11 protein-coding genes are annotated in these 14,101 nt (G+C 73.9%); 3 read left to right on the top strand and 8 right to left on the bottom strand.

Annotated elements, in window-relative coordinates:
* Window positions 1-40 precede the first annotated feature (40 nt).
* From ACFW1A_RS04450 to ACFW1A_RS04470, 5 genes are all read right to left on the bottom strand, one after another.
* On the bottom strand, window positions 41-1,045 hold the full coding sequence (locus ACFW1A_RS04450) for an acyl-CoA dehydrogenase family protein (RefSeq protein ID WP_380403967.1): 1,005 nt from the start codon (window positions 1,043-1,045) through the stop codon (window positions 41-43).
* Entirely contained in the window at window positions 1,042-2,229 is a 1,188-nt protein-coding gene (locus ACFW1A_RS04455; RefSeq protein ID WP_380403970.1) for an acyl-CoA dehydrogenase family protein, read from the bottom strand. Before ACFW1A_RS04455 ends, ACFW1A_RS04450 begins: the two co-directional genes overlap by 4 nt.
* Complete coding sequence (locus ACFW1A_RS04460; RefSeq protein WP_380403973.1) at window positions 2,226-3,404, bottom strand: acyl-CoA dehydrogenase family protein; 1,179 nt, start codon at window positions 3,402-3,404, stop codon at window positions 2,226-2,228. The genes ACFW1A_RS04455 and ACFW1A_RS04460 overlap by 4 nt, the downstream gene beginning before the upstream one ends.
* A gap of 5 nt (window positions 3,405-3,409) precedes the next feature.
* Entirely contained in the window at window positions 3,410-4,408 is a 999-nt protein-coding gene (locus ACFW1A_RS04465) for a phosphotransferase family protein (RefSeq protein ID WP_380403978.1), read from the bottom strand.
* Between the two features lie 118 nt (window positions 4,409-4,526).
* Window positions 4,527-6,158 carry a purple acid phosphatase family protein gene (locus ACFW1A_RS04470; RefSeq protein WP_380403983.1) on the bottom strand — a complete coding sequence of 544 codons (1,632 nt, stop codon included), beginning with the start codon at window positions 6,156-6,158 and terminating at the stop codon, window positions 4,527-4,529.
* 278 nt (window positions 6,159-6,436) lie between these two features.
* On the opposite strand from ACFW1A_RS04470, the gene trpS reads away from it, so the two are divergent.
* Window positions 6,437-7,435, top strand: a complete 999-nt coding sequence (gene trpS, locus ACFW1A_RS04475) for a tryptophan--tRNA ligase (RefSeq protein ID WP_380403986.1) — start codon at window positions 6,437-6,439, stop codon at window positions 7,433-7,435.
* A gap of 340 nt (window positions 7,436-7,775) precedes the next feature.
* Window positions 7,776-9,191: a nucleobase:cation symporter-2 family protein gene (locus ACFW1A_RS04480; protein WP_380403988.1), complete on the top strand. Its 1,416-nt coding sequence runs from the start codon at window positions 7,776-7,778 to the stop codon at window positions 9,189-9,191.
* Between the two features lie 82 nt (window positions 9,192-9,273).
* Here the strand turns inward: ACFW1A_RS04480 and ACFW1A_RS04485 are convergent, their stop codons facing one another.
* Window positions 9,274-10,551, bottom strand: a complete 1,278-nt coding sequence (locus ACFW1A_RS04485; RefSeq protein WP_380403991.1) for an MFS transporter — start codon at window positions 10,549-10,551, stop codon at window positions 9,274-9,276.
* Entirely contained in the window at window positions 10,548-11,792 is a 1,245-nt protein-coding gene (locus ACFW1A_RS04490; protein WP_380403994.1) for an aminotransferase class V-fold PLP-dependent enzyme, read from the bottom strand. The genes ACFW1A_RS04485 and ACFW1A_RS04490 overlap by 4 nt, the downstream gene beginning before the upstream one ends.
* On the opposite strand from ACFW1A_RS04490, the gene ACFW1A_RS04495 reads away from it, so the two are divergent.
* Window positions 11,791-13,188 carry a PLP-dependent aminotransferase family protein gene (locus ACFW1A_RS04495; RefSeq protein WP_380403996.1) on the top strand — a complete coding sequence of 466 codons (1,398 nt, stop codon included), beginning with the start codon at window positions 11,791-11,793 and terminating at the stop codon, window positions 13,186-13,188. The genes ACFW1A_RS04490 and ACFW1A_RS04495 overlap by 2 nt on opposite strands.
* Here the strand turns inward: ACFW1A_RS04495 and ACFW1A_RS04500 are convergent.
* The gene (locus ACFW1A_RS04500; RefSeq protein ID WP_380403999.1) at window positions 13,185-14,099 is read right to left on the bottom strand and encodes a deoxyribonuclease IV; all 915 of its coding nucleotides are present in this window, start codon (window positions 14,097-14,099) and stop codon (window positions 13,185-13,187) included. The genes ACFW1A_RS04495 and ACFW1A_RS04500 overlap by 4 nt on opposite strands.
* Between the last annotated feature and the right edge of the window lie 2 nt (window positions 14,100-14,101).

Raw genomic sequence — 14,101 nt, forward strand, 5'->3', positions numbered from 1 at the left:
GGAGGGGGCCCGGCCCCGGCCGTGCGCCGGCGGCGGGTGCTCAGCCCGGCAGGTCCACCAGCTCCGCCAGCCGGGCGCGGTGCCGGCCGGGGGTGCCGAGGGCGAGCTGGTCGGCCTTGGCGCGCTTGAGGTAGAGGTGGGCCGGGTGCTCCCAGGTCATCCCGATGCCGCCGTGCAGCTGGACGCACTCCTCGGCCGCGTGCACCGCGACCTCGGCGCAGTGCGAGGCGGCCACCGCGACGGTGACGGCGGCGTCGGCGGCCTCCGAGGCCAGGGCGTCCGCCGCGGCCCGGGCGGCGGCGCGGGCGCCGACCACCTCCAGCCAGAGGTCGGCCAGCCGGTGCTTGAGCGCCTGGAAGGAGCCCAGGGACCGGTTGAACTGGCGGCGTTCGCGCAGGTGCTCGACGGTCATGGTGAGGCAGCGCTCGGCCACGCCCAGCTGCTCCGAGGCCAGCATCCCGGCGCCGGTGAGCAGGGCACGGTCCAGTACTGCCGGGTCCTCGGTGAGCAGCCGGCCGCGCGCCCCGTCCAGCGTCACGTCGGCGAGCGGGCGGGTCAGGTCGAGCGAGGTGCGCGGGGTCACCGTGAACCCGTCCTCCACCAGGTAGAGCGCGCCGCCCGTGACCGGGACCACCAGCAGCTCGGCCGTCCGGGCGTCCGCCACCGAGGTGACCGTGCCGGTCAGCGCGCCGCCGTCGGCCCGGACGGTGGGCGCGCCCAGCGAGAGCGGGACCGCCAGGGTGGCGGTGCGCTCCGTCGGCCCGAGCACCGCGCCCGCCAGCACCACGCTGCCGAGGAACGGGGTGGGCGCCAGCGAGCGGCCCAGCTCCTCCATCACCACGGCGACCTCGCGCAGGCTGCCGCCGACCTCGGGGGCGAGCAGCTCGGTCACCCCGAGCCCGGTCAACTCCCGCCACAGCGCCGGGTCGTAGTCCTGCTGGGCGGTGACCCGGGCGAGCACCGCGTCGATCGGGCTGTGGTCGGTGAGCAGGTCGCGCAGGCTGGCCCGCAGCTCCTCCTCGATCTCGGTGTAGAGCAGGTTCACCGGGACAGCTCCTTCCACGGCACGTCCTTGTCCGTGCGCGGCTCGGGCGGCAGCCCCAGCACCCGCTCGGCGATGATGTTGCGCAGGATCTCGCTGGTCCCGCCCTCGATGGAGTTGCCCTTGGCGCGCAGGTAGCGGTAGCCGGCCTCGCGCCCGGTGAAGTCCACCAGCTCGGGGCGGACGAAGCTCCAGTCGTCGTAGGCCAGGCCCTCCTCGGCCAGCAGTTCGACCTCGAAGCCGGTCAGCTGCTGGGCCAGCCGGGCGAAGCCGAGCTTGCCGCCGGCGCCCTCGGGGCCGGGCTGGCCGGCCGCCAACTGCTGGCGCAGCCGCTCGCCGGTCAGCCGCAGCACCTCGGCGTCCACCCAGTGCGCGAGCAGCCGCTGGTGCAGCTCGGGGGTGCGCAACTCGGGCCTGGTGCGCCAGGTCTCGGCCACCATGCCGATCAACCCGCCCTCGCGGGGCATCCGTTGACCGCCGATCGAGACCCGTTCGTTGTTCAGCGTGGTCTGCGCGACCTGCCAGCCCTCGCCCACCGCGCCCAGCCGGTCGGTGTCGGGGATCCGCACCCCGGTGAGGAAGACCTCGTTGAACTCGGCCTCGCCGGTGAGCTGGCGCAGCGGCCGGACCTCCACGCCGGGGTCGGTCATGTCGCAGACGAAGTAGGTGATGCCGCGGTGCTTGGGCACCGCCGGGTCGGTGCGGGCGATCAGGATCGCCCAGCGGGCGGTGTGCGCGGTGGAGGTCCACACCTTCTGGCCGTCCACCGTCCAGACGCCGTCCGGACCGGGCACCGCGCGGGTGGCCAGCGCCGCCAGGTCGGAGCCGGCGCCGGGCTCGCTGAACAGCTGGCACCAGACCTCCTCGCCGGTCCACAGCGGGCGCAGCCAGCGCCGCTGCTGCTCCTCGGTGCCGTAGCGCAGGATGGTCGGCGCGGCCATGCCCAGGCCGATGCCGATCCGCCGCGGATCGTTGTCCGGCGCTCCGGCGGCGGCCAACTCGGCGTCCACCACGGCCTGCAGGGACCGGGGTGCGGCCAGCCCGCCGAGCCCGACCGGGAAGTGCACCCAGGCCAGTCCGGCGTCGAACCTGGCCCGCAGGAAGTCGAGCGGGTCGACCTCCGACGGCGGGCAGGAGGACAGCAACGCCGCGACCCGCGACCGCAGCTGATCGTCCGTCAGGCTCATCCCTGGTACCTCCTCAGCTCACGGCGCGCCAGCGAGCGGCGGTGGACCTCGTCCGGGCCGTCGGCGAGGCGCAGGGTGCGGTTGCCGGCCCAGAGCTGGGCCAGCGGGGTGTCCTGGCTGACCCCGGCGGCGCCGTGCGCCTGGACCGCCTTGTCCAGGATCCACTCGACGGTCTGCGGCACCACGATCTTGATCGCCTGGATCTCGGTGTGCGCGCCCTTGTTGCCGACGGTGTCCATCAGCCAGGCCGTCTTGAGCACCAGCAGCCGGGCCTGCTCGATCCGCACCCGGGACTCGGCGATCCAGTCCTGGACCACGCCCTGGGCGGCCAGCGGCTTGCCGAAGGCGGTCCGCCCGCTCGCCCGGCGGCACATCAGCTCCAGCGCCCGCTCGGCGATCCCGATCGCGCGCATGCAGTGGTGGATCCGGCCGGGACCGAGCCGGGCCTGGGCGATCGCGAAGCCGGACCCGGGCTCGCCGATCAGGTTGGCGGCCGGCACCCGGACGTCCTCGAAGAGCACCTCGGCGTGGCCGCCGTGGTCCCGGTCCTCGTAGCCGAAGACCGTCATGGCCCGCCGGACGGTGACCCCGGGGGTGTCGCGCGGCACCAGGATCATCGACTGGCGCAGGCGCACGTCGGCGTCCGGGTCGGTCTGGCCCATCACGATGAAGACCTTGCAGTCGGGGTTCATCGCCCCGGTGATGTACCACTTGCGGCCGTTGACCAGGTAGCTGTCGCCGACCCGCTCGATCCGGGTGCGGATGTTGGTGGCGTCGGAGGAGGCCACCTCGGGCTCGGTCATCGCGAAGGCGGAGCGGATCTCGCCGGCCAGCAGCGGCTCCAGCCACTGCTTGCGCTGCGCCTCGTCGCCGAACTGGGCCAGCAGCTCCATGTTGCCGGTGTCGGGGGCGGCGCAGTTGGTCGCGGCCGGGGCCAACTGGATGCTGCGGCCGGTGATCTCGGCCAGCGGCGCGTACTGCAGGTTGGGCAGTTCGTAGAACAGGTTCCACAGCCCGCGGGCCCGCGCCTCCTGCTGGAGCTCGCGGACCACGGCCGGGGTGGACCAGTCCTCGTTCAGCGCCAGGCGCGACTCGGCGGGGTAGACGCACTCGTCCATGAAGGCGGTCAGCCGCTCGCGCAGCTCCTCGGTCTTGGCGTCGAAGGCGAAGTCCATCGGGGTCAGGCCTCCTTGAGGGCGGTCAGCCCGTGGTCGACGAAGAGCGGGACCAGCGCGCCGACCCGGTCGAAACCGGCCCCGACGGTGCGGCCCTGGGCGAACCGGAAGTGGATGCCCTCCAGCACCACGGCGAGCTTGAACGAGGCGAAGGCCACGTACCAGTCGACGCCGGTGACGTCGCGCCCGGAGCCCGCGGCGTACCGCCGGACCAGCTCGGAGCCGGAGGGGAAGCCGGGCGCCAGCGCGACGCCCGGGATGACGCCGGCGAACTGCCCGGCCAGGTCGGTGTACATCACCAGCAGGCCGAGGTCGGTGAGCGGGTCGCCGAGGGTGGACATCTCCCAGTCCAGCACGGCGGTGATCCGGTCGTCCGGGCCGACCAGCACGTTGTCCAGCCGGTAGTCGCCGTGCACCAGGGTGGCGGCGGGGGAGTCGGGCAGGCTGTCGGCCAGCGCCGCGGCCAGCCGGTCGATGCCCGGCACCTCGCGGCTGCGGGAGGCGGCCAACTGCTTCCCCCAGCGCTGCACCTGACGGGCCAGGAAGCCCTCGGGGCGCCCGAAGTCGGCCAGGCCGACGTCCTGCGGGTCGACGGCGTGCAGCGCGACCAGGGTGTCCACCAGGTGGTCGGCCAGCGCCCGCACCCGCACGGGGCCGAGGGCGGCCAGCGCGGCGCTGTCCCGGTGCGCGGTGCCGTCCACGTACTCCATCAGGTAGAACGGCGCGCCGATCACCTCCGGGTCCTCGGTCAGCCGCACGGTGCGCGGTACCGGGACGGCGGAGCCGTGCAGGGCGCTGAGCACGCGGTACTCGCGGGCCATGTCGTGGGCGGTGGCCAGCACGTGCCCCAGCGGCGGGCGGCGCAGCACCCAACGGTGGGTGCCGTCGGTGAGCCGGTAGGTCAGGTTGGAGCGGCCGCCCTCGATCAGTTCGGCCTGCAGCTCCCCGGTGCCCAGGTGGGCCCGGAGTTTGGCGAGGTCGAGTCCGGGGGGATTGTCGGTCATGGCGTCCTCGGGGTGAGAGGGTGACTAAGCGCTTGCTTAGCCTGGCCCCCGAAGCTGGTCCTGTCAATGACGAGCGGCCCCCGCCCGGGGAGGGTGGGGGCCGCTCGCGCGGTGGCGATCAGTGGTGGTCGGACCGCCTGCGCTGCAGCACGAAGTTCTCCAGCGCGCTGATCCGTCCGTCCGGCTGCGCCACGTTGTAGTAGGTCACGTGCATGCTGGTGGTCCCGCCCGGCTCGTGCCCCGGGTCCACCGTGAACGCGGCGAAGCCGTAGGCGCTCTTCAGGTCCCGCACGCCCACCCACGGCGCGTCCTCGAAGACGTACACGGGGGTCCGCTTGCCGTTGCCGCCCACGGCGCCGACCCCGGTGATCACCTTGGCCTTGCCGGGTGCGAAGAACTTGGCGTTGGTCGGCGAGGAGGTGCCGCCGCCGCCCAGCACCATGTGCACCGTGCCCCGGGCGGTGTCGATCACGTCGGTCGCGGTGGCGACCGGGTTCGGGGTCAGCGTCTCCGAGCCGGAGACCGTGCCGCGCACCGGCAGCGAGCGCTCGTAGTCGTGCTCGTGCCCGCACACCACCAGGTCCACCTGGTACCGGTCGAAGAGCGGGCCCCACTGCTCGCGCAGCCCGCGGTCGGCGCCGTTGGCGTCGGACGAGGAGACCATCACCTGGTGCATGCAGACCACGACCCAGTCGATCGAGCGGTCGGACCGGGCCGCCGCCAGGTCCCGCTCCAGCCAGGCCGCCTGGGCCCCGCCGCTGTAGCCGTGCACGTAGGAGTCGCCGGCGTCCTGGTAGGCCACGTCGTCGTTCTGCAGCACCACCACGTGCACCGAGCCGACGGTGAAGGAGTACCAGAGGCCCTGGGTCTCGGCGTCGCCGCCGTTTCCGGGCAGGTCGAACCGGGTCTGGAAGGCGCTGAAGCCGATCGGCCCGTTGGCCTTCTCGTTCTCGTGGTTGCCGGCCGCCGGCATCCACGGGCGGAACCGCGCCGAGCGGGTGTTGTTGGCGAAGAAGCCCTGCCAGGTGCGCAGCCGGTCCGGCGAGATGTTGGCGTAGCAGAGGTCGCCGTTGAGCAGGTGGAAGAGCGGGTCGACCTGCTCGATGCCGGCCACGATGTCCGCCGCGGCGGGCGAGGCGATGCCGCTGGGCACCGAGGTGTAGCCGCCCTTGCCGTCCGGCTGCCAAGTGGTGCTCGGCACCGCCTGGTCACCGAAGCTGGTGAAGGTGAAGGGGTGCCGGCCGCGCTCGGCGGTGCGGAAGGTGCCCGCGTCGGGGCGGCCGCCGTCGTGCAGCGCGGCGTAGGTGTAGTAGGTGCCCGGGCACAGGTCGAGCATCCGGGCGTGGTGGGTGTGGACGGTCCGGCCGCTGGCGCCGTCGGTGTAGGTGCGGGTGTCGGCCTCGACGGTGCGGCCGAACCCGCCCTCCAGGGTGCCCAGCTGGACCCGGGGGCGGCGGACCGGGCCGTCGGTGGTCCAGGAGGCGGTCATCTCCCGGGCGGGGTCGGCGCCGAAGGTCAGGTGCAGGCCCTCGACCGCCGGGGCGCCGAGCGACTCCGGCCGGGTGAGCAGCAGCGGCGAGCCCTGGTCGGCACCGCTCCCGCCCCGGTCGCCGCCCGACTGGTCGTCAGCGAGCGCCGGGGTGGCGGCGATCAGCGGGGCGGCGGCCAGGGCGGCGCCGCCCACCAGCGCGCTGCGCCGGCTGAGGGTCTTGTCGCTCTGCTGCTCGGGGGAGTCGCTGGGGTGATCCATGGCAGGGTCCTCACTTCCGATTCGCCGACGGCCGCTCACGCTAGGGGGGTTGACCACCGGCGCGGTGAACTGCGCGCGGCGCACCACTGAACGCTTCCATCGGCTACAGTGGCGCCGTGCGCAATCCGCTGCTCCCGCTCAGCTGGTGGCCGTCCTAGGACGGCCGCGCATCCCGCATGCCCAGGGCCGTCCGGACGGACGGCCCTTTTCCATGGCTCCTCGCCCAGGGTCCCCGGCCGGACGGCCGGCCCGAACCGACGCTCGACGAGGAGACCACGATGCCCAGTTACGCCCCCCGTGTGCTGACCGGCGACCGCCCCACCGGCGCCCTGCACCTCGGCCACTACTTCGGCAGCCTGCAGAACCGGGTCCGGCTGCAGGCGGAGGGTGCCGAGCTCTTCGTGGTGGTGGCCGACTACCAGGTGCTCACCGACCGCGACGTGGCCGACCGGCTGGCCGAACGGGTCGAGGAACTGGTGCTGGACTACCTGGCGGTGGGCATCGACGGCCGGCGCGCGGTGATCTTCACGCACAGCGCGGTGCCGGCCCTCAACCAACTGCTGCTGCCCTTCCTCAGCCTGGTCAGCGCCTCCGAACTGCACCGCAACCCGACCGTGAAGGACGAGATCTCGCACTCGCGCCAGTCCTCGGTCAGCGGGCTGATGCTCACCTACCCGGTGCACCAGGCGGCCGACATCCTGTTCTGCAAGGCCCGCCTGGTGCCGGTCGGACAGGACCAGCTGCCGCACCTGGAGGCCACCCGGACCATCGCCCGCCGGTTCAACGCCCGCTACCACAGCGGTGGTTCACCGGTCTTCCCGGAACCCGAGGCGCTGCTGTCGGCGATGCCGCTGCTGCTCGGCACGGACGGCACCAAGATGAGCAAGAGCCGGGGCAACGCGATCCCGCTGGGTGCGAGCGAGGACGAGACCGCCGCACTGCTCAAGGGCGCGAAGACGGACGCCGACCGCCGGATCGCCTTCGACCCGGTGCGGCGCCCGGAGGTGTCGAGCCTGCTGCAGCTCGCCGCGCTGTGCCAGGGCCGCGACCCGCACGCGGTGGCCGACGAGATCGGCGACGGCGGGGCCAGCCGGCTCAAGGCGGTGGTGACCGAGGCGGTGAACGAGTACTTCCGCCCGATCCGCAAGCGGCGCGCCGAGCTGGCCACCGACCGCGCGCACCTGCGCGCCGTGCTGGCCGCCGGGAACGCGCGGGCCAACACGATCGCGGACGCCACCCTGGCGGAGGTCGCCGGGGCGATGGGGATGCGGTACTGACACCGGCGCCGCCGCGGCCCGCAGGACCGCTGGACGAAGCTCCAACAGTCGCCGCGCGGCGGCTCGGCACCGCCGGATCTATTGACGAAGGGACCTGCGCTTTCTACATTCTGTTCAAGCGGAAATGATGTTCCGCTTCGTGGAATTCCCGTGCTCCCCGCCGACCCCCGTGGCGGGGAGCGCGCACGTGGGCCGGACCTGTCGCCGCAGGTGCCGGTTGGTGGGCGACGGTTCCCTGCCGTCCGCCAGGGTCGTCCCAGCGGCACCGTACTCCGTCCCGACACACGGTCGCCGCTCCCGGGCCCGAAGCCACCGCGCACTTTCGAAGGGACCAGGACCCATGGGCCGTCAGGAGCTGGCGTCAGCGGACGCCGTCGCCGCCGTGCACCCTGTGGACGAGATGCTGCCGCCCGGACGGATGTCGGCCGTCGCGCTGCAGCACGTGGCCAGCATGTACGCCGGGGTCGCGGCCCCGCCGCTGATCATCGGTGGGGCGGTCGGGCTGAGCCCCGCCCAGCTCACCACCCTGCTGGCCGCCAGCCTGTTCATCGCCGGCATCGCCACCCTGCTGCAGACCCTCGGGGTGTGGCGGATCGGCTCCCGGCTGCCGTTCGTCAACGGCGTCTCGTTCGCGACCGTCTCGCCGATCCTGGCGGTGGTGGAGGCCAAGAAGGGGGCCGCGCTCCCGCTGATCTTCGGCTCCACCCTGGTGGCCGGGCTGGTCTGCTTCCTGCTGGCACCGGTCTTCTGCCGACTGGTCAGATTCTTCCCCCCGGTGGTCAGCGGCACGGTGATCACGCTGATCGGGGTCTCGCTGCTGCCCGTGGCCGGCAACTGGGCGCAGGGCGGCAACGCGCGCGCCACCGACTACGGGTCGCTGGGCAACCTCGGGCTGGCCGGTCTGACGCTGCTCGCGGTGCTGCTCTTCAACCGGTTCCTGCGCGGGTTCCTGCAGCGGATCTCGATCCTGTTCGGGCTGCTGGTGGGCACCCTGGCGGCGATCCCGCTGGGGAAGGTGGACCTGCACGCGCTGAGCGCGCTGCCGGTCTTCGAGCTGCCGCACCCGTTCGCGTTCGGCGCGCCGCGGTTCGAGCTGGCCTCGATCGTCTCGATGCTGGTGGTGATGGTGGTCTCGATGACCGAGTCCACCGCGGACATGATCGCGCTGGGCGAGGTGGTGGACCGGCCGGCCGACGACCGGACGATCGCCGCCGGCCTGCGGGCCGACGGTCTGGCCACCGCCTTCGGCGGGGTGTTCAACGGCTTCATCTGCTCCGCCTTCGCGCAGAACATCGGGCTGGTCGCGCTGACCCGGATCCGCAGCCGCTTCGTGGTCGCGCTGGCGGGCGGCTTCCTGGTGCTGATGGGCCTGCTGCCGGTGGTCGGCGGCCTGGTCTCGCTGGTGCCGCAGCCGGTGCTGGGCGGGGCGGGCGTGGTGCTGTTCGGCTCGGTCGCGGTGGCCGGCATCCGCACCCTCAGCAAGGCGGACCTGAGCGTGGGGTCGAACGCGGTGATCGTGGCGGTCAGCCTGGCGTTCGGCATCTTCCCGATCGCCTACCCGGGCTTCTACCACGCGCTGCCCGAGCAGCTGGCCACCGTCCTCCACTCGGGCATCTCGGCGGGCTGCCTGCTGGCGATCACGCTGAACCTGCTCTTCAACCACCTGGGGCGGGGCCGCGAGATCCCGCCGGCCTACGTGCCGGAGGAGCAGATCGTCGCGCTGGGGAAGGTGGACGGGCTGAGCGAGCACGTCTGAGCGAGCACGTCCGAGCGGTGCGGCCGACCGGGCGCCCGGCTCCGGTCGGCCGTCCGACCGGGGCCGGGCACACCCGAGTGCCTCAGGGCGCCGCGGCGGTGGGCAGGGTCCGCAGCCGGGTGACGGGGGAGAGCAGCAGGCCGAGGACGACGGCGGCCGAGGCGACCGCGACCACGGTCAGCGCGTCCCTGGGCCCGAGCCGGCCCGCCAGCAGACCGGCGGCGAGGCCGCCCAGCGAGCCGCCGCCGAACAGCAGGGTGCGGAAGGCCGCGGTCATCCGGCCCATCATCGACTGCGGGGTCACCGCCTGACGCAGGCTCACGATGACGACGCCGGCCACGCCGAGGCCCAGGTAGCTGGTGAAGAAGGAGAGCACGAACAGCGCGAGCACCACCGGTCGCGGTCCGCCCGCGGCCGGGATCAGGCTGGGGCCGAGCAGCAGTGCGGACTGGGCGACCAGGTACACCCGCCCGAGCGGGAACCGGGCGATCACCCGCCGGGAGACCAGCGCGCCGATCAGGCCGCCCACCGAGGCGGTGGCGAACACGCCGCCCAGGGCGGCCGAGCCGAGGCGCAGGTCGTGGGTCCCGTAGAGCAGGAACACGGTCCAGGTGGTGATCATCGAGAAGTTGCAGCAGAACCCGACCAGGGCGAGGGCCCGGAGCACCCGGTCGCGCACCACCCAGGCCAGGCCGTCCCGCAGTTCGCGCCACAGGTGGCGGTCGGCGGCCGGCTCGGGGCGCGGCTCCGGGGTGCGGATCAGCAGCAGGGAGACCACGGACACCAGGTAGGAGGCGGCGTCCACCACCAGGGCCAACGGCGCGCCGAGCCAGGAGACGAGCAGGCCCGCGAGCCCCGGCCCGGCCACGTCGGCCGCCGAGGAGCCCGCACCCATCCTGGCACTGGCCGCCACGTAGTGCTCGGGACCGCGGACCAGCACCGGCACGTAGGACATCCAGCTCACGTCGAACACCACCGAGGCGACGCCGACCGCACAGGCGATCACCATCAGCACCGGCAGGTCGAGGGCGTGCCACCAGTACAGCAGCGGGACCAGGCCGAGCAGCACCAGGCGGACCAGGTTGGCGCCGAGCATCACCGGCCGGCGGCGGGCCCGGTCGGTCCAGGTGCCGATCAGCAGGGCGAGGCCGAGGTAGGGGACCAGCTGCAGGAAGCGGAGCAGGCCGACCTGCTCGTCGGTCGCGCCGAAGGCGCCAATGGCGGTCAGCGGGAGGGCGAGGTTGGTGACCTGGGTGCCGAGCAGCGAGACCGTCTCACCGAGCCAGAAGCGGAGGAAGTCGGCGTTGTGCCGCAGGCCCGGCGTCGTGGGCGCGGCCGGCGCGGCGAGCAGTCCGGTCATTGGGTGCTCCGGGCGCTGCGGGCGAGTTCGGCGACGGCGGCCGCCACGGTGTCGACCTCGTCCTCGGTGTTGTAGTAGTGCGGGGACAGCCGCAGGCACCAGTCGACCTCCTTGTCGGCGAAGTCGTACTGGGCGAACTCCCGGTAGCTGAGCGCGGAGTTGATGCCGCGGGCGTCGAGCGCGGCCTTGAACGGGCCGGCCTGCCAGCCGTCGATGGCGAAGGTGACCAGGGCGGCGGGGGACCGGCCGCCGTCCAGGGTGCGCACGCCCGGGATCGCGCCGAGCTGCTCGCGCAGCCGGCCCGCCAGCGCGGGGGTGCGCCGGGCGATCGGCTCCAGGCCGACCCGCAGCGCGTACCGGACGGCGGCGGCGCAGCCGAGCACGGTGGCGTACGGGAACTCCCACTCCTCGAAGCGGGCCGCCGAGTCGACCGGGCGGTAGTGGCCGGGTGCCACCCAGCGCGCGCCGTACATGTCGATGAAGAGCGGCTCGTGGCCCGCGGCCAGGAACCGGTCGGAGACGTAGAGGAAGCCCGAACCCCGCGGGCCGCGAAGGAACTTGCGGCAGGTGGCGGTGAGCAGGTCGCAACCGATCGCCTCGACGTCGATCGGGTACTGGCCCACCGACTGGCAGGCGTCGACCAGGTACGGCAGGTCGAGCTCGCGGCAGTGTCGACCGATCTGCGCGATCGGCTGCACCAGACCGGAGTTGGTGGGCACGTGGGTGACGGCCACCAGGCGGGGGCGGTGCTCGCGCATCAGCCGGGCCATCGCCGCGACGTCGACGCCGCTGCCGTCGGGGTGGTCCGGGGCGTGCACGATCGCGACGCCGTGGCGCTTGCGGAGCGAGAGGAAGGCGATCTGGTTGGAGATGAAGTCGTTGCGGGTGGTGAGGATCGTGTCGCCCGGGCGGAAGTCGATCGCGGAGAGCGCCTTGGCGTACGCGTGGGTGGCGCTGCCGGCGAAGGCGATGTTGCCGGGGCGGGTGCGGATCAGCTCGGCGATCGAGGTGTGGAAGTCGGCGATCTCGACCTCCCGTGCGGCGGAGGCCTCGTAACCGCCGATGGCGGCCTCCAGTTGGAGGTGGTCGAGCATCGCCCGGAGCACCGGACGGGCCATCAGGCCGCAGCCGGCGTTGTTGAAGTGGATCACCGAGGCGCACCCCGGGGTGTCGGCCCGCAGGGCGGCGAGGTCGAGGAGCGGTTCCGCGTCATGGATGAAAGCGCTATTCTGTTCCTTCATGTCAGACGGTAGCAGTATCGACAGCTTGGTGGCGATCCTCCGGGCCGAGGTCGCGCGGCTCGCGCCGGGCGACCGGCTGCCCAGCAGCCGGGACCTGATCGGGCGTCACGGCGTGGGGCCGGTGACGGTGTCGCGGGCGATCGCACTGCTGGCGGCCGAGGGCGTCCTGGTCACCCGTCCGGGAAGCGGCACCTACGTGGCCGTGCGCCGCTCGACGGCGACCGCCCCCGACACCTCCTGGCAGGCCGTCGCCCTGGCGGGTCGTCAGCTGGACCCGGGGGAGCCGACGGTCGAGGTGCCGCCGGGCACCGTCGCGCTCTCGGGCGGTTACCTGCACGAGAGCCTGCAGCCCACCCGGGCGCTCGGTGCCGCACTGGCCCGTGCCGCCCGGCGCCCCGACGCCTGGCACCGGGCCCCCGCCGCCGGCCTGGCACCGTTGCGGACCGTCTTCGCCCGCCAACTCGGCGGCGACGTCGGCCCCGAGGACGTCCTGGTCACCGGCGGCGGGCAGGGGGCGCTGTCCATGCTCTTCCGGGCCACCGTCGCCCCGGGCAGCCCCGTGCTGGTCGAATCGCCGACCTATCCGGGCGCCCTGGCCGCCGCCCGCGCGGCCGGCCTGCGCCCGGTGCCGGTGCCGATGGACGCCGACGGGCTGCGCCCCGACCTGCTCGCCGACGCCTTCGCGATGACCGGCGCCCGGCTGCTCTACTGCCAGCCCACCTTCCACAACCCCACCGGTACCGTGCTGTCCGACGCGCGCCGCGCCCAGGTGGTCGACGTGGCCCGCGCGGCCGGTGCCTTCCTGATCGAGGACGACTTCGCCCGCCACCTCGGCCACGGCCGTCCGGTGCCCCGCCCGCTGGTCGCCGACGACCGTGACGGCACGGTCATCCACCTGACCTCGCTCACCAAGCCCGCGTCACCGAGTCTGCGGATCGGCGCCGTGACCGCCCGCGGCCCCGTGATGCGCCGCCTGCTGGGGATGCGCCGGGTGGACGACTTCTTCATCGCGCGCCCGCTCCAGGAGGCCGCGGTCGAGCTCCTGTCCACCCCCGCCTGGGACCGCCACCTGCGCGCCCTGGCCGCGGCCCTCCAGCACCGCTGCACCACCCTGGCAGCCGCCCTGTCCCGGACCCTGCCCGACTGGACGCTCACCACCGTCCCCGCCGGCGGCCTGCACCTGTGGGTCCAACTCCCCTCCCACCTGGACGAGTCGGCCCTGGCCGACGCCACCCGGACCGCCGGCGTCTCGATCGACCCGGGCCACCCGTTCTTCCCGGCCGAGCCCCCGGGGGCCTACCGGCGGTTGAACTTCGGCGCGGCGGCGGACCCGGGCGAACTCGCCGAGGCAGCACGGCGGCTCGCGGCGGCGGGCGGCCCCCGGACCGGACCCTAGCGGTCGGCCGGCGAGTGCGGCGGCCGCTGCGCGGGTCGGCCGCCCGCGCGCAGGGCCTTCAGGCGTGCCACGTCCTGGGGGTGGCCGGAGCCCGGGGCGGCGGAGCGGTCGGGGGTTTCGAGGACGAGGGGGACGCCGTCGGTCGCCGGGTGGGTGAAGAGGGCGGCGAAGGGGGTGGCGCCGATGTGGCCGTCGCCGATGTTGGCGTGGCGGTCCTTGTGGGCGCCGACCAGGTCCTTGGAGTCGTTGGCGTGGATCAGGCCGAGCCGGCCGGGGCCGACGGTGGCGGTCAGCGTGTCCAGGGCGGCGGACATGCCGTCGGGGGCGGCGAGGTCGTGGCCCGCCGCGAAGACGTGGCAGGTGTCGAGGCAGACGCCGAGCGCGGGGTGGGCGTCGAGGGCGTCGAAGTACTCGGCGAGGTCCTCGATCCGGGAGCAGAGCGAGGCGCCCTGGCCCGCGGTGGGTTCCAGCAGCAGGGCGGGGGAGTCGTCGTCGAGCTCCCGCAGCAGCGGGAGCAGGTCGGCGCGGACCTGGGCCATCGCCTCGGCGCGGCGGTCCGGAGTGATCGACGAGCCGGTGTGGACCACGACGCCGAGCGCGCCGATGGCCCGGGCCCGCTGCAGCGAGTGGCGCAGCGAGACGACCGAGGAGGCGCGGGTGGCGGCGGACGGGGAGCCGGGGTTGATCAGGTACGGCGCGTGCACGTAGGCGGGGATGCCGCGCTCGGCGCACTGCGCGCGGAACGCCTCGTCCTGGTCGGGGCGGCCGGCCGGCGTCGCCCACCCCCGCGGGTTCGCCACGAAGACCTGGACCGCCTCGCCCCCGATCTTGTCGTTGTACGCGAGGCCGGTGCCGACCAGCCCGCGGCCCGCGACGGGGACGTGCGCGCCGATGGGATTGCGATGGTTCACCC

This window comes from Kitasatospora sp. NPDC058965, assembly GCF_042741245.1.
Lineage (GTDB): Bacteria > Actinomycetota > Actinomycetes > Streptomycetales > Streptomycetaceae > Kitasatospora.